We start from the raw sequence: 20,645 nt of genomic DNA, 5'->3' as shown, positions 1-20,645 counted from the left end.
TTCGATGTCAGTCTCCACCCATGGCCTTCGCGTTCATCGCGGCCCGCAGGTGCTTCGCGCTGGTGTGGAGCTGTTCTCGTCGATGCGCTTTGCGATCGCTCTGCTCACCATCATCTGCATCGCTTCGATCATCGGCACGGTGATCAAGCAGCATGAGCCGATCAACAACTACATCAACCAGTTCGGCCCGTTCTGGGCCGAGTTCTTCCGGGCCGCCCGGCTCGACTCGATCTACAGCGCCTGGTGGTTCCTGCTGATCCTGCTGTTCCTCGTGATCAGCACCACGCTGTGCATCGTGCGCAACACGCCGCGCATCCTGATCGACCTGAAGACCTTCAAGGAAGACATCCGCGCGCAGAGCCTCAAGGCCTTCGGCCAGCGCGCCGAGACCCGCCTGGACGAAGCGCCGGACGCAGCGGCCAACCGCATCGGCCAATTGCTGGTCAGCGGTGGCTGGAAGGTCAAGCTGCAGCAGCGTGAAGCCTCGGGCGACGGCAAGTCCGCCGGCGGCTGGATGGTCGCCGCGCGTGCCGGCGGTGCCCACAAGCTGGGCTACATCGCGGCCCACAGCGCGATCGTGCTGGTGTGCATCGGCGGGCTGCTCGACGGCGACCTGGTGGTGCGCGCCCAGACCTGGTTCAACGGCAAGAGCGTGTTCACCGGCGGCGGCATGATCGCCGACGTGGCGCCCGAGCACCGCCTGTCGGCCAGCAACCCGACCTTCCGCGGCAACATCCTCGTGCCCGAGGGCGGGCAGGGCAGCGTGGCCATCCTGAACCAGGCCGACGGCGTGCTGCTGCAGGAGCTGCCGTTCTCCATCGAGTTGAAGAAGTTCATCGTCGACTACTACTCGACCGGCATGCCCAAGCTGTTCGCGAGCGAGGTGGTGTTGCATGACCGCGAAACCGGCGAGCAGGTGCCGGCGCGCATCGAAGTCAACCACCCGGCCAGCTACAAGGGCGTGGAGATCTACCAGTCCAGCTTCGACGACGGCGGCTCCAAGGTGAAGCTCAAGGCCGTGCCGATGGCGGCCGCGGCCAAGCCCTTCGAGGTCGAAGGCATCATCGGTGGCCCCAGCACCGAGATCACCAACGGCAAGGAAAAGCTCACGCTCGAATACGCCGCGCTGCGCGTGATCAACGTCGAGAACTTCGCCGATGCCGGCGCCATGAGCAGCGGTGCCGACGTGCGCAAGGTCGACCTGCGGCACGACATCGAATCGCGCCTGGGTGCCGCCAACAAGGTCAACAAGCCCAAGGTGCTGCGCAACATAGGCCCGAGCATCGGCTACAAGCTGCGCGACGCCGCAGGCCAGGCGCGGGAATATCAGAACTACATGGTGCCGGTCGACACCGGCGACGGCCAGCCCGTCTTCCTGCTTGGCATGCGCGAGAAGCCCGAAGACCCGTTCCGCTACCTGCGCGTGCCGGCCGACGACCAGGGCTCCATGGACGGTTTCGTGCGCATGCGCGCAGCGCTTGGCGATGCCGACACCCGTGCACGCGCCATCGAGCGCTACATCGCCAAGGCGAGCGACCCCAAGCGCCCCGAGATGGCCGAGCAGCTGCGCGTGTCCGCCACCCGCGCGCTGGCGCTGTTCGCGGGCAGCGAGCGCGCCAAGGCCGACGCCACCACGGTGGGCGGCTGGCAGGCAATTGCCGAGTTCATGGAGGTCAACGTGCCCGAGGCCGAGCGCGAGCGCGCCGGCGGCGTGCTGGTGCGCATCCTCAATGACGTGCTGTTCGAGGTGCTCAACCTGAGTCGCGAAGGTGCTGGCTTGGCGGCCATGCCGAACGACGAGAAATCGCAGGCCTACCTGACGCAGGCGGTGCTGGCGATCAGCGACGCGCACTTCTATCCCGCGCCCGTCGCGATGATGATGACCGACTTCACCCAGGTGCAGGCCAGCGTGTTCCAGGTGGCGCGTGCCCCTGGCAAGAGCGTCGTCTATCTGGGCTGCCTGTTGCTGATCATCGGGATTTTTGCCATGCTGTACGTCCGCGAGCGCAGGCTGTGGGTGTGGCTGACGCCCCAGGACGCTGGTTCCGCGGACAACGGAAACAGCACAACGGCCGCCACGATGGCGTTCTCGGTCAACCGCAAGACCATCGACAGCGATCGCGAATTCGAGCATCTCAAGTACAAGCTGCTCGCACTGAACAAAGACGAACCGGCGACAAAATGAACACCACGACCCTCACGCTCAATGAAAGCTGGCTCTCGCGCCGCAACCTGTTCGACTGGGTGTTCGCGGCGCTGGTGCTGGCGGGCGGCATGTTCGCCTTCGCGCGCTATGCGGGGTCGATGGACTACTACGAGAAGCCGATCCTGGCCGGTGCGGTGATCGCGATGATTTCCATCTGCTGGTTCTGGCGTCCGCTGCGGGTGCTGGCCCTGGTGGTGGCCGCTGCGTCGCTGCTGGCCATCAGTTCGTACCAGGGCGACCTGGCACGTGCCGACTCGGTGTTCTGGCTCAAGTACTTCCTGTCGAGCCAGTCGGCCATCCTCTGGATGAGCGTGCTGTTCTTCATGAGCACGATCTTTTACTGGCTCGGCTTCTTCGGTGGCAAGCAGTCCGACACCTTCGATGCGATCGGCTCGCGCCTGGCCTGGGCCGCCGTCACGATGGCGCTGATCGGCACCATGGTGCGCTGGTACGAAAGCCACCAGCTTGGCCCGGACATCGGCCACATCCCGGTCAGCAACCTGTACGAAGTGTTCGTGCTGTTCTGCTGGATGACGGCCGCGTTCTACCTGTACTTCGAAGAGCGCTACAACACGCGCGCGCTCGGTGCCTTCGTGATGCTGGTGGTCAGCGCGGCGGTCGGCTTCCTGCTCTGGTACACGATCGTGCGCGAGGCGCATGAAATCCAGCCGCTGGTGCCTGCGCTGCAAAGCTGGTGGATGAAGCTGCATGTGCCGGCCAACTTCATCGGCTACGGCACCTTCTCGCTCGCGGCGATGGTGGCCTTTGCCTACCTCATCAAGGAGCAGGCCAGCGAAACGCGCTGGTACAAGCTCACGCCGATCTGGCTGTTGGGCGTGGCGCTGTGCTTCGTGCCGGTGGCCTTCCGCCAGCGCGTGCAAGAGGCCGGTGGCAGCTACTGGGTGGTGTATGCGGGCATCTCGGCGCTCATCGCGGCCGGCATCCTGCTCGGGCGCAAGCGCATCGCGGCCCGCCTGCCGGCCAACGAAGTGCTCGACGACGTGATGTACAAGTCGATCACGGTCGGCTTCGCCTTCTTCACCATCGCGACCGTGCTCGGCGCCCTGTGGGCGGCCGATGCCTGGGGCGGCTACTGGAGCTGGGACCCGAAGGAAACCTGGGCGCTGATCGTCTGGCTCAACTACGCGGCGTGGTTGCACATGCGGCTCGTGAAGGGGCTGCGCGGCACCGTGGCGGCCTGGTGGGCGCTGGGCGGGCTGGCGGTGACCACCTTCGCTTTTCTCGGCGTCAACATGTTCCTGAGCGGCCTGCACAGCTACGGCACCCTGTAGGCCTCGGGCTTTCGGCTTTTCGCGAAGAATTGAAACCACGCGCTGCAATGGCGCGTAACCAAATCAAGGTAAGTCACGAACTACCCTGAGCACAACGATTCACGCGAAAGGCCTGTCATGTCGTTTCATTCCCGTCCGCAACGTCGCTCCACCGACAACGGCTTCATCCATCCGCTGTCGAGCGAGATCACGCCGCGCGCCGTGTACGAAGGCCGGCGCGACCTGCTCAAGCTGATGGCCGGCGGCGCGGCAGGCGCGGCACTGGCGGGTTTCGCATCGCGCCAGGCGCTGGCCCAGACGGTGCGCCCCAACAAGCTCGCACCGCTGCCGGGCGCCAAGTCGGCCGTGCCGGGCGCGATGTCGATGGACAAGCTCACCGACTACAAGGACGCGTCGAGCTACAACAACTTCTACGAGTTCGGCACCGACAAGGCCGATCCGGCCAAGAACGCCGGCACGCTGAAGACGCGGCCATGGACCGTGGAAGTCGAAGGGCTGGTCAAGAAGCCGGGCAAGTACGGCATCGAAGACCTGCTCAAGCTCAGCGCGCAGGAAGAACGCATCTATCGCCTGCGCTGTGTCGAAGGCTGGTCGATGGTCATTCCGTGGGTGGGCTATTCGCTGGCCGAGCTGATCAAGAAGGTCGAGCCGCAGGGCAATGCCAAGTTCATCGAGTTCGTGACCTTGGCCGATCCCAAGACCATGCCCTTCGTGGGCTCGCACGTGCTCGACTGGCCCTACACCGAAGGCCTACGCATGGACGAGGCGATGCATCCGCTGACGCTGCTGGCTTTCGGCATGTACGGCGAGGTGCTGCCCAACCAGAACGGCGCGCCGGTGCGCCTCGTGGTGCCGTGGAAGTACGGCTTCAAGTCGGGCAAGTCGATCGTCAAGATCCGCTTTGTCGAGAAGGAGCCGAGCACGGCATGGAACAAGGCCGCGGCCAACGAATACGGCTTCTATTCGAACGTGAACCCGAATGTCGACCATCCGCGCTGGAGCCAGGCCACCGAGCGCCGCATCGGCGACGGCGGTGGCCTGTTCGCCAAGCGTCGCAAGACGGAAATGTTCAATGGCTATGAAGCCCAGGTCGGCCAGCTCTATGCAGGCATGGACCTGAAGAAGAACTACTGAGCCGGCCCCGTCGTCACACGGCCATCGCCCCATGAACAAGCTGCTCATGCACCCGGCGACCAAGCCGGTCATCTTCCTGCTGTGCCTGCTGCCATTCGTGCGGCTGGGCTACGGCGCATTCACGGACGGGCTCGGCGCCAATCCGGCCGAGTTCCTGATCCGCGCAACCGGCGACTGGACGCTGCGCTTCATTTGCATCGTGCTGGCGGTGACGCCGCTGCGCGTCATCAGCAAATGGAATGCGCTGGCGCGCTATCGCCGCATGCTGGGGCTGTTCGCGTACTTCTATGTGGTGCTGCACCTGCTGTGCTACAGCTGGTTCGACATGGGCTTCGAGTGGGGCGATATCGCCAAGGACATTGCGAAGCGGCCGTTCATCCTGGTGGGTTTTTCGGCCTTCGTGCTGCTGACGCCGTTGGCCGCCACTTCGTTCAATCGCGCGATCAAGGCGATGGGCGCGAAGCGCTGGCAGATGCTGCACAAGCTGGTCTACGTGATCGCGGGGCTCGGCTTGCTGCACTTCTTCTGGATGCGCGCGGGCAAGAACAACTTTGCCGAAGTGTTCATCTACGTCGCGATCATTGCGGTGTTGCTTGGCTGGCGCGTGTGGAATTTCGCGAACAAGCGCAAGGCAAAGCAACCGGCGGGTGCCGTGCGAAGCGGCGAAAAGCCACTGCGCAGCACCACGACCGGCTGAGCCTGTCAGTCAGGCCGGGTGTTCAGCCGTCGATCTGTTCGCTACGCAGCTGGTCTTCCATCGTCTCGCGACGGCGGATCAGCTTGGCGCTGGCACCGCTCACCAGCACTTCGGCGGCACGGGCGCGCGTGTTGTAGTTGCTGGCCATGCTCATGCAGTACGCACCCGCCGACAGCACGGCCAGCAGGTCGCCGGCCACCACGTTGAGCGCGCGGTCGCGGCCGATCCAGTCGCCGCTCTCGCAGACCGGGCCGACCACGTCGTAGGTCGGCGCATCGCCGGCACGGGTGCGCAGCGGCACGATGTTGTGGAAGGCCTGGTACATCGCGGGACGCGGCAGATCGTTCATGGCCGCATCGACGATGCAGAAGTTCTTGTCTTCACCGGGCTTGGTGTAGAGCACTTCGGTCACGCACACGCCAGCGTTGCCGACCAGCGAGCGGCCCGGCTCGATGACGAGCTTGCGCTGGCCGAAGCCGCGGGCGTCGAGCCGCGCGAGCAATTGCTGCCAGAGCGCATCGGCCTTGGGCGGGGTTTCGCCGTTGTAGTCGATGCCCAAGCCGCCGCCGAAGTCGAGATGATGAATCGGCACGCCCGCGGCCTCGATGGCTTCGACCACATCGAGCACACGCTCGCAGGCGTCGAGATAGGGCGAGGCTTCCGTGATCTGCGAGCCGATGTGGCAGTCGATGCCGACCACTTCAAGGCCCGGCAGCCTTGCGGCATGCAGGTAGGCCTCGACAGCGCGGTCGTGCGCGATGCCGAACTTGTTGCCCTTCAGGCCCGTGGAAATATAGGGGTGCGTCTTCGGATCGACGTTGGGATTGATCCGGATGCTGATGGGCGCGCGGCGGCCTTCTGCCACTGCCACTTCATTGAGCACGTCGAGTTCTGCTTCGCTCTCGACGTTGAAGCAGGCGATGTTGGCGGCGAGGGCCTGGCGCATTTCCGCTCGGGTCTTGCCCACGCCCGAGAAGATGATCTTCTGCGGATCGGCGCCCACGGCCAGCACGCGCGCCAGTTCGCCGCCCGACACGATGTCGAAGCCGCAGCCGGCTTCGGCGAACACGCGCAGCACGCCCAGTGACGAGTTGGCCTTCATCGCATAGCAGATCAGCGTCTGGCGGCCTTCAAAGCCACGCTGGTAGGCGGCGAGCGCGTCCAGCATCCATTGCTTCGAATAGACAAAGAGAGGCGTGCCGTGCTCGCGGGCCAGTGCGTCGAGTGCGAGGCCTTCGATGTGAAGCGCGCCATCGCGCTGTGCGATGTGCGGGTGGCCGGGCAGGGCGGCGGAGGATGTGTTGTTCGCCATCACTTGCGCGCTCCGTTGTCGGTGGTGGCCGCAGCGGGTGCGCTGCTGGCTGCGGCCGGTGCTGGAGCCGCCTCGGTCGAGGAGGGGGTTGAGCTCAACAAGCCGCCCGGCACCAAAAGTTGCGGCAGCGTGGCCCGTTGGGCGGCAGCCGGATCGTTCGGCTGATACAGGGCGCCCTTTTGGCCGCAGGCAGCCAAACTGGCTGCCCCCACGGCGAGGCAGACCATGAGCGCAGTGCGGGCGCGAGCGCTCACTAGAATTTGGCGGAGATTCAACATGATGAAATTGTAATGACCGACACCGAGTACATGGACCGCGCAGAAGCCGCACTTGCTGCCATCGAGCGGGCTTGCGACAGCATCAACGATGTGACCGAGGCCGACCTCGACAACCAGAGGGTGGGCGGGATGATCACGATTTCATTCCTCAATGGCAGTCAGTTGATCGTGAACCTGCAGAAGCCCCTGCAGGAAATCTGGCTTGCCGCGCGTTCCGGCGGCTACCACTACAAGCACAACGGCCAAGCCTGGGTTGACACCAAGACGGGCGAAGAGTTCTTCGGCAACCTGTCGCGCGAGGCGACCCTTCAGGCGGGGCAGCCGCTGGTGTTCGCGGCTGCCTGATTGCCATCGTCAGTTCCTGAAGAGATCGAGGATGCGATTGCGCTCCTCGGGCGGGGCCGGCGGGCTCGACGGCGCCCCGCCTTGCGACTCTGCCGGCGCGGCAGGCGTCGACTCCACGCCCAGGCTCGCGACACCGCGGCCCGGCGCGTAGTCGTCGTAGTACCACTCGCCACCCACGTTCACGATGCCTGAAGGCGGGGTGGCGGACAGTTCGGTCACGGGCACGCCCTTGATGGCGGTTTCCATGTAGTTGATCCAGATCGGCAGGCTCAGGCCGCCGCCGGTTTCGCGGTCGCCCAGGTTGCGCGGCGTGTCATAGCCGATCCACGAGATGGCGGTCATCGTCGGCTGGAAGCCCGCGAACCAGGCATCGAGCGAGTCGTTGGTGGTGCCGGTCTTGCCGTAGAGATCGGGCCGCTTGAGCATCGCCTGCGCCTTGGCGGCGGTGCCGGCGCGCGCCACGGAATTGAGCAGCGTGTCCATGATGAAGGCGTTGCGCTGCGGAATGGCGCGGTTGGCGTCGTTGAGCAGCGGCGGCTGCTTGTCGACCAGCAGCTTGTCCTTGTGGTCGGTGATGCGGGTCACGAGGTAAGGATTGACGCGGTAGCCGCCATTGGCGAACACCGAGTAGCCCACCGCCATCTGCATCGGCGTGACCGAGCCCGCGCCGAGCGCCATCGGCAGGTAGGCGGGGTGCTTGTCCTTGTCGAAGCCGAAGTTGGTGATCCAGTCTTGCGCGTAGCGCGTGCCGATCGATTGCAGGATGCGGATCGACACCAGGTTCTTCGACTTCATCAGCGCGGTGCGCATCGACATCGGGCCGTCGTAGCCGCCGCCGTAGTTCTTGGGCTCCCACGGTTGGCCGCCGGTGGTGCCGGCGTCGAAGAACAGCGGACCGTCATTGATGATGGTGGCGGGCGTGAAGCCCTTTTCGAGGGCGGCCGAGTAGATGAAGGGCTTGAAGCTCGAACCCGGCTGGCGCCACGCCTGCGTGACGTGGTTGAACTTGTTCTTGCCGAAATCAAAACCGCCCACCAGCGCCTTGATGGCGCCGTCGCGCGGGTCCATGGCGATGAAGGCGCCTTCCACTTCGGGCAGTTGCGTGATTTCCCAGGTGTTCTTGGGCGTCTTCACCACGCGGATCACCGCGCCGCGGCGGATCTTGATGTTGGGCGGAGCCTTGTCGGAGAGGCCCGACTGCGCGGGCTTGAGGCCTTCGCCCGTGATCTGCACCGGGTCGCCGTTGCCACGGACCGCGGAGATTTCCTTGGCATTGGCCTTCAGCACCACGGCCGCCATCACGTCGCCGTTGTCGGGGTGGTCGCTGAGTGCGTCGTCCACCGCTTCGTCGAGGTCCTTGGCGTCGTTGGGCAGGTCGACGAACTTCTCGGGGCCGCGGTAGATCTGGCGGCGCTCGTAATCCATGATGCCCTTGCGCAGCGCCTTGTAGGCAGCGGCCTGGTCGGCGGCGACCAGCGAGGTATAGACCTTCAGGCCGCGCGTGTAGGTGCTGTCGCCGTACTGCGCATACATCAGTTGGCGAACGGTTTCTGCAACGTACTCGGCGTGCAGGCGGTTCGGGTCGGCGGCATCGCGCAGGTGCAGCTCTTCCTTCTTGGCTTCGGCGGCCTGCTCGGCGGTGATGAAGCCTGCTTCCTGCATGCGGTCGATCACGTAGAACTGGCGGCCGCGCGCACGCTGCGGATTGTTGACCGGGTTGTTCGCGCCCGGCGCCTTCGGCAGGCCGGCCAGCATGGCGGCTTGCGCGATCGTGAGTTCCTGCAGGGGCTTGCCGAAGTACGCCTCGGAGGCTGCGGCAAAACCGTAGGCGCGGTTGCCGAGATAGATCTGGTTCAAGTAGATCTCGAAGATCTGGTCCTTGCTGAGCAGGTGCTCCAGCTTGAAGGTCAGCAGCACTTCGTAGATCTTGCGTGTCAGGGTCTTTTCGGAGCTCAGGTAGACATTGCGCGCCACCTGCATCGTGATGGTCGAGGCGCCCTGGCTCTTCACGCGGTTCATGTTGGCCAGGCCCGCGCGCACCATTCCCTTGTAGTCGACGCCGCCGTGGTCATAGAAGCGGGCGTCTTCGGCGGCGAGCACCGCGTCCTTCACCACCTTGGGAATCGCCGCGATTGGCGTGAGGTTGCGGCGCTCTTCGCCGAATTCCCCGATCAGCGTGCCTTCGGCCGAGAAGACCCTCAGCGGCAGCTTGGGCCGGTAATCGGAGAGTTCCGAGATGTCCGGCAGGTTCGGGTAGGCCACGGCAAGTGCCACGGCCACTACGCAAAGGACAGACAGCACGCCGGCCGCGGCAAGACCGAACCCCCAGAAGAAGAAGCGCAGCAGCCATCTCAGCCAGGCTGGGCGTGCGAGTGGAGGGGTCTTGGCTGGCCCTTTGGGGCTTGATGTTTCTTGCATGGAGGGCCGGAGAGTCACCGGACATTATAAAAAGCCGGTCCCTTCGCACGGTCCGATCTTTGCTCCCCTCGCGATGCTCTAATCCAAAAGTTACAGAATGCGGCTTTGATGTCAGGTTTTGACAACGATTGGTGTTTTTGCCCCCCGGCGTTGCTTGGTTGGCGCTACGCCTGCTGCTAGCATGCAACCGAACGCAATTTTTTCCATTGGTTACAAATACAGGGGGAGAGGGACCTAACTTGGCTGCTCTTGGATCATTGTTTCGTCGTCAGAATGCTCCCCTGCTGGGACTGGATGTCAGCTCGTCCAGCGTGAAGCTGGTCGAGCTCGGCCGTGAGGCCAGCGGCAAGCTGGTTCTGGAACGCTGTGCCATCGAACCCCTGGAACGTGGCTGGATCACTGACGGCAATGTCGAAAAGTTCGACGAGGTCGCGGAAGCTGTTCGGCGCGTCATCCGCAAAAGCGGCACGCGCACCCGCAATGTCGCGCTGGCATTGCCGCCGTCGGCCGTGATCACCAAGAAGATCATTCTTCCGGGTGGCATGAGCGAGCAAGAGCTCGAGATTCAGGTCGAGTCCGAAGCCAACCAGTACATCCCCTTCTCGCTGGACGAAGTCAGCCTGGATTTTTGCGTCACCGGCCCGAGCACCACTTCCATCGGTGACGTCGAAGTGCTGATCGCCGCCTCGCGCAAGGAAAAGGTCCAGGACCGCGAAGGCCTGGCAGAGGCTGCCGGCCTGAAGGCCATGATCCTCGATGTCGAGTCCTATGCGTCCCGCCTTGCAACGGCCCGCCTGATCGAGCAACTGCCCGGCAAGGGCGTGGATTCGATCGTGGCGCTTTTCGAAGTGGGCGCGTTCACGACCAGCATGCAGGTGCTGCGCAACCAGGAAGTGTTGTACGACCGCGACCAGGCGTTCGGTGGCGCGCAACTGACCCAGTTGATCGTGCGCCAGTACGGCTTTTCGGCCGAAGAGGCCGAAGCCAAGAAGCGCAGCGGCGACCTGCCGGACGACTACGGTTCCGGCGTGCTCAAGCCCTTCGTGGAAAGCATCGCCCAGGAAATCGCGCGTGCACTGCAATTCTTCTTCACGAGCACGCCGCACAACCGTGTCGACTACGTGTTGCTGGCCGGCGGCTCGTCGTCGCTGCCGGGCTTGACCAATGCCGTCACGCGCCAGACCTCGTTCGCCTGCTCGCTCGTGAATCCTTTCGACGGCATGGACTTCGGCCCCAACATCCGCGAGAAGAAGGTCCGGCGTGAAGCGCCTTCCTACCTGACCTCGTGCGGCCTGGCCATGCGGAGGTTTCTGCAGTGATCCTGATCAATCTGCTTCCGCACCGCGAAGCTGCGCGCAAGCGCCGGCGCGAGGCTTTCTATGGAACGTTGGGGGCCGCCGCGGTCTTGGGCGTGCTCATCGCCGGTCTCGGCTACCTCTGGTTCGAGGCCCAGATTTCCAGCCAGGAATCAAAGAACGGCTTGCTCCAGGCCGAGATCAAGAAGCTCGAGGTCGAGATCAAGGAAATTTCGACGCTGCAGGAAGAAATCGCCGCCCTGCGCGCGCGCCAGGCGGCGGTCGAAGATCTGCAGGGCGACCGCAACCTGCCAGTGCATTTGCTCAATGAACTCGTCCGGCAACTGCCCGATGGCGTGTACCTGACCAGCATGAAGCAGGACAACCAGACCGTCACGCTGCAGGGCATGGCGCAATCGAACGAGCGGGTGTCCGAATTGCTGCGCAATCTGGGCAACAACAGTCCCTGGCTGGTGAAGCCGGAACTCGTCGAAATCACGTCCACGACGGTGAACTTGAGCCAGCGCGATCAACGCCGCGTGGCGAACTTCACGATGCGCATCGGCCTGAAGCGCCCCACCGACGCGCAGAAGGCAGCGGCCGACAAGGCGTTGGCCGCTGCGGCGCAATCCAAGGGGTAACCGATCATGGCAAGCAATCGCCCCTCCCAAAAAATTGACGTCGCCGCTGCACTTCGCGGGTTCGGCGAACAGTTTCGTGGCCTCAATCCAAACGATCCGTCCGTATGGCCGGCAGTGCCACGCTATGCACTGTGCGTGGCGGTCACCGCGCTGGTGCTGGTGGCCCTGTGGTTCGTCTGGCTGACCAATTCGAACGATCAGCTCGAAAGCGAGCGCGCGAGGGAAGTCACGCTCAAGGAAGATTACAAGAAGAAGGTGGCGCAGGCGGCCAACCTCGACCTTCTCAAGAAGCAGCGTGAACAGGTGCAGCAGTACGTGACCTTGCTGGAAAAGCAACTGCCCAGCAAGGCAGAAATGGATGCCTTGCTTTCGGACATCAATCAGGCGGGGCTCGGCCGTAGCCTCCAGTTCGAGCTGTTCCGGCCAGGGCAGGTTTCGGTCAAGGACTACTACGCCGAGCTTCCCATCGCCGTGCGCGTCACCGGCCGATACCACGACATGGGCGCCTTTGTCGCCGATGTCGCGGGGCTCTCGCGCATCGTGACGCTCAACAACATTACCGTCACGCCGCAAAAGGACAAGGATGTGCTGACGATGGATACCACCGCGCGCACCTTCCGCTATCTCGATGAAGATGAGCGGGCCGTCCAGAAACGCGCTGCGGCGCCGAAGGCGAAGAAATGAAAGCAGTCGCCAAAGTCCTGTGGCTGACACTGGCCACATTGGGCCTGAGCGCCTGCGATTCCGGTCAGGAAGACCTGCAGCGCTGGATGGTCGAGCAGCGTGCCGAGGTAAAGCCTTCCGTGCCACCGATCACGGAGCCGAAGAAGTTCACGCCGCAGACCTACACCGAGGCCTCGTCGTTCGAGCCTTTCAACATGCTGAAGCTGACGCAGGCGCTGCGCCGCGAATCGAACCAGCCGAGCACATCGGAGCTGATAGCGCCCGAGCTGGCGCGTCGCAAGGAATCGCTCGAAGCGTTTCCGCTCGACACGATGGCGATGGTCGGAAGCATGAACCGCAACGGCCAGCCTGTGGCGCTGGTCCGTGTCGACAAGCTGCTCTACAAGGTGCGCGTCGGCGAATACCTGGGACTCAACTACGGGCGCATTACCCGTATCAATGAAACCGAAGTTGCCTTGCGTGAAATCGTGCAAGACGCCGCTGGTGAATGGATCGAACGCGTGGCAACGCTGCAGCTGCAAGAGAGTGCGAAATGAACCAAGAAAAATCAACGATGGCACAGTGGCTGCGCGCCGCAGGGCTGGGTCTGCTGGCGTTCGGCGCATTGGCCGTGGCCCATGCGCAAAACGCCATCGAGGCCGTCACCAGTTCGACGCAGTCTGGCGCCGAGGTGATCCGGATCGATCTCGCACAGCCGCTCGCCGCCGTGCCGGCTGGCTTCGTCGTGCAGAACCCGGCGCGCATCGCGCTCGATTTCCCGGGCGTCACGAACGCCATCGGTCGTTCCGCGATTGAAGTGAACCAGGGCAACCTGCGTTCGGTCAATGTGGTCCAGGCTGGCGAACGCAGCCGCGTGGTGCTGAACCTGAAGCAGGCCGCTGCGTACAAGGCTGAAATCCAGGGCAAGTCGCTGCTGGTCATCCTTGAGCCGGCGGCAGGTGCTGCATTGGCGACTTCCGCAGCGACGACTTTTGCGGAAAACCGCAATCGCGACACTCTACCTTTGCGGGACGTTGATTTCCGCTTGGGTTCCGACAAAACCGGCCGGGTCATCGTGGATCTGCCGAACAACCAGGTCGGTGTCGATGTCAAGCAGCAGGGCAAGAACCTCGTGGTGGAGTTCACCAAGTCGACCCTGCCCGAAGGCCTGCGCCGCCGCCTCGACGTGGCTGACTTCGGCACCCCGGTGCAGTTGATCACGTCGCAGCAATCCGGCGACCGTGTGCGCATGACGATCGAGGGCAAGGGCGACTGGGAGCACAGTGCCTACCAGAGTGAAAATCAGTTCGTGGTGGAGTTGCGTGCCCGCAAAGTCGATCCGACCAAGCTCACGCAAGGCGTCGGCTACAACGGCGAGAAGCTCTCGCTGAACTTCCAGAACATCGAAATCCGCTCGCTGCTGCAGGTGATCGCTGATTTCACGAACTTCAACATCGTGACCTCGGATTCGGTGACGGGTGCGCTGACGCTGCGGTTGAAGGACGTGCCCTGGGACCAGGCCCTCGACATCATCATGCAGGCGAAGAACCTGGGTATGCGCAAGAATGGCAGCGTGCTGTGGATCGCGCCCAAGGACGAAATCAATGCCAAGGAAAAGCTCGAGTTCGAGGCCAAGGCCACTATCGAGAACCTGGAACCATTGCGCACCCAGTCGTTCCAGCTCAACTACACCAAGGCCCTCGTCATTGCACAAGGCTTGATGGGTACGGGCGCATCGGCTGGTGGCGGTAGTGGTAGCAGCGGTACGACGACCCGTATCTTGAGTCCTCGTGGCAGCGTGATCGCCGAATCGCGCACCAACCAGTTGTTCGTCTCCGATATTCCGTCGCGCCTGGCCCAGGTGACCGAGCTGATCCAGAAGCTGGACATTCCGGTACGGCAGGTGCTGATCGAAGCCCGGATCGTCGAAGCTTCCGATACTTTCGGCAAGTCGCTCGGTGTGAAGTTGGGGGGTGGGGTGATCAATCGCAACAACTCGTTTGGAACCTGGCCTTCGGTCACTGGTGGTGGTACGACCTCCTCGCAGACCTCGACTGGCGGGGCTACGACCACGACCACGACCTCGACCAGCCCTACTGTCAGCTTCGGCTCGCCGACCAGCAGCAACTTCATTAATCTTCCGGCTGGCGATGCGGGTAGTACGGGCAGTACGGCAGGAACGTTCGCGCTTTCACTGTTCAATTCAAGCTTCTCGCGGATGCTGAACCTCGAAATCTCCGCACTGGAAGCCGACGGCAAGGGCAAGCTGGTGTCCAGTCCCCGCGTCATCACCGCCGACCAGACCAAGGCGCTGATCGAACAAGGTGAAGAAATTCCCTACCAGCAGGCAACGTCCAGCGGCGCCACCTCGATCTCGTTCCGCAAGGCGGTGCTGAAGCTTGAGGTCACACCGCAGATCACGCCCGAGGGCAACATCATCCTGACCCTGGACGTGAGCAAGGATGCCCGTGGCGTCAACACGTCGGCGGGCCCGGCCATCAACACCAAGCACGTGCAAACCGAGGTGCTGGTCGAGAACGGCGGCACGGTCGTCATCGGTGGTATCTTCGAGCTCACCGAAACCAATGACGAATCGCGCGTGCCGGTGCTGGGTGAAATCCCCTACATGGGGGCATTGTTCCGCAAGCGCGAACGCGTTGCCAACAAGACCGAAATGCTCGTCTTTATCACCCCGAAGATGATTACCGACCGCAACGCCGCGCGCTGACGCGCGGGCGTAGCAGCTACCGCGTGGCGGTCGCACTCGTCGGTTTGCCCGGCGCCGGAAAATCCGCAGTGGGCCGGCGCCTGGGGATGCGGCTGGACCTTCCATTCATCGACACGGATCACGTGATCGAGCACCGCATCGGCTGCTCGATCCGCGATTATTTCGAGCGTGAAGGGGAGGTCGCCTTCCGCGATCTCGAGCAATCCGTGATCGCCGATCTCGCGGCAAATGCACAAGGCGTGCTGGCCACCGGCGGCGGCGCCGTATTGCGGGAAGCCAACCGCAGCCAGTTGCGCGACCACTTCCACGTGATCTACCTGCGCTCCTCGCCCGAAGACCTGTTCCGGCGCTTGCGCCACGATGTCAAGCGGCCCTTGCTGCAAGTCGCCGATCCACTGGGGCGGCTGCGAGAGCTGCACGACGCGCGCGATCCGTTCTATCGGGAAACCGCCCATGACGTGGTCGACACCGGGCGTCCTTCCATTGCGATGCTGGTGAACATCATCGTGATGCAGCTCGAGCTGGCCGGCATCGTCGAGCCCGGCGCCCATCCGGAAGAGCCCTCCGCCTGAACTGCCCCGGCGGCAGCGCCTAAACTCGCGGCCATGTCCTTGCCCGTACTTTCCGCTTCGCCAGAACGCGTCGACATCCAGCTCGGCGACCGCAGCTACCCCATCTTGATTGGCGCCGGCCTGCTGGACGACCCCCAGAGCTTTGCCGCCACGCCCGCAGCCGCTTCAGCCCTGATCGTCAGCAACACCACGGTTGCGCCGCTCTATGCCAAGGCGCTCCGCGATGCGCTGGCGAACCGTTTCCGCACCGTGCACCTGCTCGAGTTGCCCGACGGCGAAGTGCACAAGGACCTGCAGACGCTGAACCTGATCTTCGACGCCCTGCTCGGCCACGGCAGCGACCGCAAGACCGTGCTGTTCGCCCTGGGCGGCGGCGTGGTGGGCGACATGACCGGCTTTGCCGCCGCGAGCTACATGCGCGGTGTGCCTTTCGTCCAGGTGCCGACCACGCTGCTCGCGCAGGTCGATTCCTCGGTCGGCGGCAAGACGGCCATCAACCATCCGTTGGGCAAGAACATGATCGGCGCGTTCTATCAGCCGCAGCTCGTGCTCTGCGACCTGAACACGCTGCAGACCCTGCCGCCGCGCGAACTCAGCGCGGGCCTGGCCGAAGTGATCAAGTACGGCCCGATCCACGACATGGCTTTCTTCGACTGGATCGAAGCCAACATCGATGCGCTGACGGCCCGCGACCCTGCCGCCTTGGCCCATGCCGTCAAGCGCAGTTGCGAGATCAAGGCGCTGGTGGTCGGCCAGGACGAGCGCGAGATGGGCTTGCGCGCCATCCTCAATTTCGGCCACACCTTCGGCCATGCCATCGAGTCCGGCCTGGGCTACGGCGAGTGGCTCCACGGCGAAGCGGTCGGCTGCGGCATGGTCATGGCGGCGCATCTGTCGCAGCGGCTCGGCGGCATCGATGCGGCCTTTGTCGATCGGCTCACGCGCCTGATCGAGCGTGCCGGCCTGCCCATCGTCGGTCCCGCACTTGGCGCCGAACGCTACCTGGAGCTGATGCGCGTCGACAAGAAGTCGGAAGCCGGCGAGATCCGCTTCGTGGTCATCGACAAGCCCGGCTCGGCCGTGGTCCGCAGCGCGCCCGATGCGCTCGTGCGCGAAGTGCTCGCGCAGTGCTGCGCGGGATGAGCGCCGCGCCGGGCCGCCCCAAGCAAGCTCGCTCCCGCTTGGCGGGAAGGCGCGCAGCGCCAAGGGTGCACCAATGAGCCTGGCGGCCTATGCCTGCCACCCCGCGCAATCGCGCGGGAGGCGCCATGCCGAACCGCCCGCACCCACGCGCGACGCCTTCCAGCGCGACCGCGACCGCATCGTGCATTCCACGGCTTTCCGCCGGCTGGTCTACAAGACCCAGGTTTTCCTGAACCACGAAGGCGACCTGTTCCGCACGCGGCTGACGCATTCGCTGGAAGTCGCCCAACTGGGCCGTTCGATTGCCCGTGCCCTGCGCCTGAACGAAGACCTCGTCGAGGCGATTGCGCTGGCGCACGATCTGGGCCACACGCCGTTTGGCCACGCCGGGCAGGATGCGCTGAACGCCTGCATGGCCGGGCACGGCGGCTTCGAGCACAACCTGCAGAGCCTGCGCGTGGTCGATGCGCTCGAGCATCGCTACCCGCAATACGACGGCCTGAACCTCAGCTTCGAGACCCGCGAGGGCATCCTCAAGCATTGCTCGCGCGCCAATGCCGAGCGCATCGAGGCCGCCGAGCCGCACGGCGTGGCGCGGCGCTTTCTGGACCGCACGCAGCCCGCGCTCGAAGCGCAGTTGTGCAACCTGGCCGATGCCATTGCGTACAACGCCCATGACATCGACGACGGTGTGCGCTCGGGCCTCATCAGCGTCGAGCAGCTGGCCGAGGTGGAGCTTTTCGAGCGATATCGCCGCGAAGCCCTGGCCGAGCACCCGCAGTTGCAGGACCGGCGCGTGCTCTATGAAACCATCCGGCGCATGCTGAGCGCGCAGGTCTACGACGTGATCGACGCAACGCGCGCGGCCATCGAAGCGCTCGCGCCGGTCGATGCAGACGCCGTGCGCAACGCCCCGCCCATCGTCGCCTTCAGCGAAACGATGCAGGCGCAGTCGGACGAGCTCAAGCGTTTCCTGTTCCGCAATCTCTACCGGCATCCCCAGGTCACCCAGACCACCGACCAAGCGCAGCAAGTGGTGTGGGAGCTGTTCGAGGCTTACCTCGAACGAAGCGACGAGATGCCCGTTTCCTATGCCGATCGCCACGACCGACACCGCGCCGTGGCCGACTACATCGCCGGCATGACCGATCGTTTCGCCATGCGCGAGCACGAGCGGCTCACCGGCCGCCGGGGCATCGCATGAGTTCGACCACGCCTGCACGCGTGCCTGCCGCTGTTTACGCGGTCCTGCTGGGAGGCGTCAGCGGCGCCTTGCATCTCGGCAAGCTGCCGCCCGCCGTGCCGGCACTGCAGGCATCGCTCGGCATCAGCCTCGTGGAGGCCGGCTTCCTGCTGTCGCTCGTGCAGGTGGCGAGCATGACCCTGGGGCTGATCGCCGGTCTCGCGGCCGACACCATCGGCCTGCGCCGCAGCATGCTGACGGGGCTGGTGGTATTGACGGTCGCCAGCCTGCTGGGCGGCGCGGTCGGCGCCGGGCTCGTGGGCGGAACGCATGCGGTGCAGTGGCTGCTGGTCTTGCGCGCCATCGAGGGCATTGGTTTCTTGCTGTCGGTCATGCCGGGGCCGGGACTGATTCGTGCACTGACACCCCCGGGCGCCGACAAGGCCGCGATGGGGTTGTGGGGCGCCTACATGCCGCTCGGCGTGGCGCTTGCGTTGTTGCTCGGGCCGGCCCTGATCGGCTGGGGCGGGTGGGCCGACTGGTGGTGGCTGCTGTCCGTGGTGTCGGCCGTTGCGGCGCTTTGGGTCTGGCTGGCCGTGCCTTCGGACCGCCTGCGCACGGCCGCTGTGGGCAATGCGTCCGTCGGCTGGACGCCGCGTTTGCGCGCCACGGTCGGTGCGCGCGGGCCCTGGCTGATCGCGCTGACTTTCGCCGTGTACTCGGCCCAGTGGATGGCGGTGATCGGCTTCCTGCCCGCCATCTATGCCGGCGCGGGCGTACCGGCCGGCTGGAATGCGGTGCTCACGGCGCTTGCGGCCGCAATGAACATCGTCGGAAACATCGCCGGCGGCCGCTGGCTGCAGCGCGGCGTGGCTCCCGAGCGGCTGCTGCAATGGGGCTTCCTGGCAATGGCATTGGGGGGTGTGGCGGCGTTCGCGCAGGTGGGGCAGGGCGCTGAGGCGTTGAGCCTGCCGCCGGCGCTTCGCTACATCGCCGTTTGCGCCTTCTCTCTGGGCGGCGGCATGGTGCCGGCGACCCTGTTCCTGCTCGGCGTGCGGCTGGCGCCCAGTCCGAACACCGTGTCCACGACGGTCGGGCTGATGCAGCAGGCGTCCTCGCTCGGCCAGTTCCTGGCACCGCCGGCGGTCGCGTGGGTGGCCCACCGCGTCGGCGGCTGGCATTGGACCTGGACTGCCACGCTGGCCTGCTCGCTGGCTGGCATGGCGCTCGCGCGGCGCCTGGGGCGGATTCGCCCTTCAGCGGAGGTGGCATGACCGGCCCGACGACAATAGCCGCCGCCCAGGCCGAAGCCGATACGCGGCGCTGGCTTGAACGCGCGGTGATCGGCCTGAACCTGTGCCCGTTCGCAAAGGCGGTGCATGTGAAGGCGCAGATCCACTACGCCACCTACCTGCCCACCGAGGAGGCCGACTTGATGGATGCGCTTCTTTCCGAAGCCCGCGAGCTCGCAGCCCTCGACGCCACCGTGCGCGACACCACCCTTCTGATAGCACCCAACACCTTGGCCGATTTTCTGGACTTCAACGATTTCACGGCGCGCGCCGAGCGCCGCCTTGCGCGCGCAGGTTTCGACGGCGTGTTTCAGCTTGCGAGCTTTCATCCGCAGTTCCAGTTCGGCGGCACTGAGGTCGATGACATCGGCAATGCCACCAACCGTGCGCCTTACCCCACGCTGCACCTGCTGCGCGAAGACAGCGTGAGCCGCGCGGTCGAGGCATTTCCCGAAGCGGAAGCGATCTTCGAGCGCAACATCGAGACGCTCGAAGCGCTGGGCGCGTCGGGCTGGGCGGCGCTGGACGTCGGTGCCGGGAGTGCCAAGCCATGAACGCCAAGGTCGCGACCCAACCCGTGAAAACCAACAAAGCCGCCAAGGCCGATGCAGAACTGTCCGAAGTCCTGCGCGAGGGCCAGTCCATCGAGCTGCTGAAAGAGCTGCACATCCTCACGCGCGAGGGCCGTCTCAACCAGGACTCGCGGCGCAAGCTCAAGCAGGTCTACCACCTGTTCCAGTTCATTGAGCAACTGCTGCGCGAACTGCCTGAAGGAGGCGCAGGCGCCACGCTGGCCGACCATGGCGCGGGCAAGTCCTACCTCGGCTTCATCATCTACGACCTGTTCTTCCGGGCACGCCAGGGCGGCCACGTCTACGGCATCGAGACGCGCGCCGAGCTGGTCGAAAAATCACGGGCGCTTGCACAGCGCCTGGGTTTCGGCCGCATGTCGTTCCTGAACCTGACGGTCGCCGAATCGGCCCAGGCCAGCGAACTGCCTGATCAGATCGATGTGGTCACCGCGCTGCATGCCTGCGACACCGCCACCGACGACGCCATTGCCTTCGGTCTCGCCAAGAAGGCGCGCTGCATGGTGCTGGTGCCCTGCTGCCAGGCCGAAGTGGCCGCCTGCCTGCGCGAAACCAAGGCGCTGGCGCTGTCGCGCACGCCGCTGGCCGAGCTGTGGCGCCATCCGCTGCACACGCGCGAGATCGGCAGCCAGCTCACCAACGTGCTGCGCTGCCTGTACCTGGAAGCCAATGGCTACAGCGTGACGGTGACTGAGCTGGTCGGTTGGGAGCACAGCATGAAGAACGAGTTGATCCTGGCGCGCTACACCGGCCAACGCAAGGCGAGCGCGGCAACGCGGCTGGGTGAGCTGCTGTCGCAGTTCGGGCTCGACACGCTGGGCGACACGCGCTTTCGCCTGAACTGACCTGACTGAAT

19 protein-coding genes are annotated in these 20,645 nt (G+C 64.7%); 16 read left to right on the top strand and 3 right to left on the bottom strand.

The genetic code is table 11. The features are described 5' to 3' along the window. Positions 1-4: 4 nt before the first annotated feature. The 4 genes from ACSFB7_RS27080 to ACSFB7_RS27065 all read left to right on the top strand — a co-directional run bounded on the left by ACSFB7_RS27080 (position 5) and on the right by ACSFB7_RS27065 (position 5,329). On the top strand, positions 5-2,185 hold the full coding sequence (locus ACSFB7_RS27080) for a cytochrome c biogenesis protein ResB (RefSeq protein ID WP_435475426.1): 2,181 nt from the start codon (positions 5-7) through the stop codon (positions 2,183-2,185). Beyond that, a complete protein-coding gene (gene ccsB / locus ACSFB7_RS27075; RefSeq protein ID WP_435475425.1) occupies positions 2,182-3,498 on the top strand; it encodes a c-type cytochrome biogenesis protein CcsB in 1,317 nt (438 codons plus the stop codon). Before ACSFB7_RS27080 ends, ccsB begins: the two co-directional genes overlap by 4 nt. Before the next feature lie 117 nt (positions 3,499-3,615). After that, positions 3,616-4,632, top strand: a complete 1,017-nt coding sequence (gene msrP, locus ACSFB7_RS27070; RefSeq protein WP_435475424.1) for a protein-methionine-sulfoxide reductase catalytic subunit MsrP — start codon at positions 3,616-3,618, stop codon at positions 4,630-4,632. Positions 4,633-4,663: 31 nt separating this feature from the next. Continuing rightward, positions 4,664-5,329 (top strand): protein-methionine-sulfoxide reductase heme-binding subunit MsrQ, encoded by a 666-nt coding sequence (locus ACSFB7_RS27065; protein ID WP_435475423.1) that lies wholly within the window; start codon positions 4,664-4,666, stop codon positions 5,327-5,329. Between the two features lie 22 nt (positions 5,330-5,351). Here the strand turns inward: ACSFB7_RS27065 and lysA are convergent, their stop codons facing one another. Continuing rightward, positions 5,352-6,641: a diaminopimelate decarboxylase gene (gene lysA, locus ACSFB7_RS27060; RefSeq protein ID WP_435475422.1), complete on the bottom strand. Its 1,290-nt coding sequence runs from the start codon at positions 6,639-6,641 to the stop codon at positions 5,352-5,354. After that, positions 6,641-6,868 carry an LPS translocon maturation chaperone LptM gene (gene lptM / locus ACSFB7_RS27055; RefSeq protein ID WP_435475464.1) on the bottom strand — a complete coding sequence of 76 codons (228 nt, stop codon included), beginning with the start codon at positions 6,866-6,868 and terminating at the stop codon, positions 6,641-6,643. The genes lysA and lptM overlap by 1 nt, the downstream gene beginning before the upstream one ends. A gap of 63 nt (positions 6,869-6,931) precedes the next feature. Here lptM and cyaY point away from each other — a divergent pair, with 63 nt between their 5' ends. Continuing rightward, positions 6,932-7,264 (top strand): iron donor protein CyaY, encoded by a 333-nt coding sequence (cyaY, locus tag ACSFB7_RS27050; RefSeq protein ID WP_435475421.1) that lies wholly within the window; start codon positions 6,932-6,934, stop codon positions 7,262-7,264. A gap of 9 nt (positions 7,265-7,273) precedes the next feature. Here cyaY and ACSFB7_RS27045 read toward each other — a convergent pair whose 3' ends face one another. Continuing rightward, entirely contained in the window at positions 7,274-9,682 is a 2,409-nt protein-coding gene (locus tag ACSFB7_RS27045; RefSeq protein ID WP_435475420.1) for a penicillin-binding protein 1A, read from the bottom strand. A 239-nt stretch (positions 9,683-9,921) separates the two neighbouring features. Here ACSFB7_RS27045 and ACSFB7_RS27040 point away from each other — a divergent pair, with 239 nt between their 5' ends. From ACSFB7_RS27040 to ACSFB7_RS26990, 11 genes are all read left to right on the top strand, one after another. Next, positions 9,922-11,001: a pilus assembly protein PilM gene (locus ACSFB7_RS27040; RefSeq protein ID WP_435475463.1), complete on the top strand. Its 1,080-nt coding sequence runs from the start codon at positions 9,922-9,924 to the stop codon at positions 10,999-11,001. Beyond that, positions 10,998-11,618, top strand: a complete 621-nt coding sequence (locus ACSFB7_RS27035) for a PilN domain-containing protein (RefSeq protein ID WP_435475419.1) — start codon at positions 10,998-11,000, stop codon at positions 11,616-11,618. The genes ACSFB7_RS27040 and ACSFB7_RS27035 overlap by 4 nt, the downstream gene beginning before the upstream one ends. Before the next feature lie 6 nt (positions 11,619-11,624). Continuing rightward, the gene (locus tag ACSFB7_RS27030; RefSeq protein ID WP_435475418.1) at positions 11,625-12,302 is read left to right on the top strand and encodes a type IV pilus inner membrane component PilO; all 678 of its coding nucleotides are present in this window, start codon (positions 11,625-11,627) and stop codon (positions 12,300-12,302) included. Further along, entirely contained in the window at positions 12,299-12,838 is a 540-nt protein-coding gene (locus tag ACSFB7_RS27025) for a pilus assembly protein PilP (protein ID WP_435475417.1), read from the top strand. Before ACSFB7_RS27030 ends, ACSFB7_RS27025 begins: the two co-directional genes overlap by 4 nt. Then, positions 12,835-15,009 (top strand): type IV pilus secretin PilQ, encoded by a 2,175-nt coding sequence (locus tag ACSFB7_RS27020; RefSeq protein ID WP_435475416.1) that lies wholly within the window; start codon positions 12,835-12,837, stop codon positions 15,007-15,009. Before ACSFB7_RS27025 ends, ACSFB7_RS27020 begins: the two co-directional genes overlap by 4 nt. A gap of 23 nt (positions 15,010-15,032) precedes the next feature. Next, entirely contained in the window at positions 15,033-15,581 is a 549-nt protein-coding gene (locus ACSFB7_RS27015; protein ID WP_435475415.1) for a shikimate kinase, read from the top strand. A 33-nt stretch (positions 15,582-15,614) separates the two neighbouring features. Beyond that, the gene (gene aroB, locus ACSFB7_RS27010; protein ID WP_435475414.1) at positions 15,615-16,724 is read left to right on the top strand and encodes a 3-dehydroquinate synthase; all 1,110 of its coding nucleotides are present in this window, start codon (positions 15,615-15,617) and stop codon (positions 16,722-16,724) included. Between the two features lie 73 nt (positions 16,725-16,797). Further along, entirely contained in the window at positions 16,798-17,928 is a 1,131-nt protein-coding gene (locus ACSFB7_RS27005) for a deoxyguanosinetriphosphate triphosphohydrolase (RefSeq protein ID WP_435475413.1), read from the top strand. Then, complete coding sequence (locus ACSFB7_RS27000) at positions 17,925-19,181, top strand: MFS transporter (protein WP_435475412.1); 1,257 nt, start codon at positions 17,925-17,927, stop codon at positions 19,179-19,181. Before ACSFB7_RS27005 ends, ACSFB7_RS27000 begins: the two co-directional genes overlap by 4 nt. Beyond that, positions 19,178-19,753 (top strand): DUF1415 domain-containing protein, encoded by a 576-nt coding sequence (locus ACSFB7_RS26995; RefSeq protein ID WP_435475411.1) that lies wholly within the window; start codon positions 19,178-19,180, stop codon positions 19,751-19,753. The genes ACSFB7_RS27000 and ACSFB7_RS26995 overlap by 4 nt, the downstream gene beginning before the upstream one ends. Beyond that, on the top strand, positions 19,750-20,634 hold the full coding sequence (locus ACSFB7_RS26990) for a class I SAM-dependent methyltransferase (protein ID WP_435475410.1): 885 nt from the start codon (positions 19,750-19,752) through the stop codon (positions 20,632-20,634). The genes ACSFB7_RS26995 and ACSFB7_RS26990 overlap by 4 nt, the downstream gene beginning before the upstream one ends. The last annotated feature ends 11 nt before the right edge of the window (positions 20,635-20,645 follow it).

The organism is Variovorax raffinosi, assembly GCF_051216615.1.
Taxonomy (GTDB): Bacteria; Pseudomonadota; Gammaproteobacteria; order Burkholderiales; family Burkholderiaceae_C; genus Variovorax.
The sequence above is the reverse complement of the archived record's forward strand: the minus strand, read 5'-3'. Positions and strand labels throughout refer to the sequence as shown.

Bases quoted from the DNA above. Each gene is read 5' to 3' on its own strand.
- ACSFB7_RS27080 (WP_435475426.1), top strand. From the start codon at position 5: ATGTCAGTCTCCACCCATGGCCTTCGCGTTCATCGCGGCCCGCAGGTG.
- ccsB (WP_435475425.1), top strand. From the start codon at position 2,182: ATGAACACCACGACCCTCACGCTCAATGAAAGCTGGCTCTCGCGCCGC.
- msrP (WP_435475424.1), top strand. From the start codon at position 3,616: ATGTCGTTTCATTCCCGTCCGCAACGTCGCTCCACCGACAACGGCTTC.
- ACSFB7_RS27065 (WP_435475423.1), top strand. From the start codon at position 4,664: ATGAACAAGCTGCTCATGCACCCGGCGACCAAGCCGGTCATCTTCCTG.
- lysA (WP_435475422.1), bottom strand. From the start codon at position 6,641: ATGGCGAACAACACATCCTCCGCCGCCCTGCCCGGCCACCCGCACATC.
- lptM (WP_435475464.1), bottom strand. From the start codon at position 6,868: ATGGTCTGCCTCGCCGTGGGGGCAGCCAGTTTGGCTGCCTGCGGCCAA.
- cyaY (WP_435475421.1), top strand. From the start codon at position 6,932: ATGACCGACACCGAGTACATGGACCGCGCAGAAGCCGCACTTGCTGCC.
- ACSFB7_RS27045 (WP_435475420.1), bottom strand. From the start codon at position 9,682: ATGCAAGAAACATCAAGCCCCAAAGGGCCAGCCAAGACCCCTCCACTC.
- ACSFB7_RS27030 (WP_435475418.1), top strand. From the start codon at position 11,625: ATGGCAAGCAATCGCCCCTCCCAAAAAATTGACGTCGCCGCTGCACTT.
- ACSFB7_RS27025 (WP_435475417.1), top strand. From the start codon at position 12,299: ATGAAAGCAGTCGCCAAAGTCCTGTGGCTGACACTGGCCACATTGGGC.
- ACSFB7_RS27020 (WP_435475416.1), top strand. From the start codon at position 12,835: ATGAACCAAGAAAAATCAACGATGGCACAGTGGCTGCGCGCCGCAGGG.
- aroB (WP_435475414.1), top strand. From the start codon at position 15,615: ATGTCCTTGCCCGTACTTTCCGCTTCGCCAGAACGCGTCGACATCCAG.
- ACSFB7_RS27005 (WP_435475413.1), top strand. From the start codon at position 16,798: ATGAGCCTGGCGGCCTATGCCTGCCACCCCGCGCAATCGCGCGGGAGG.
- ACSFB7_RS27000 (WP_435475412.1), top strand. From the start codon at position 17,925: ATGAGTTCGACCACGCCTGCACGCGTGCCTGCCGCTGTTTACGCGGTC.
- ACSFB7_RS26995 (WP_435475411.1), top strand. From the start codon at position 19,178: ATGACCGGCCCGACGACAATAGCCGCCGCCCAGGCCGAAGCCGATACG.
- ACSFB7_RS26990 (WP_435475410.1), top strand. From the start codon at position 19,750: ATGAACGCCAAGGTCGCGACCCAACCCGTGAAAACCAACAAAGCCGCC.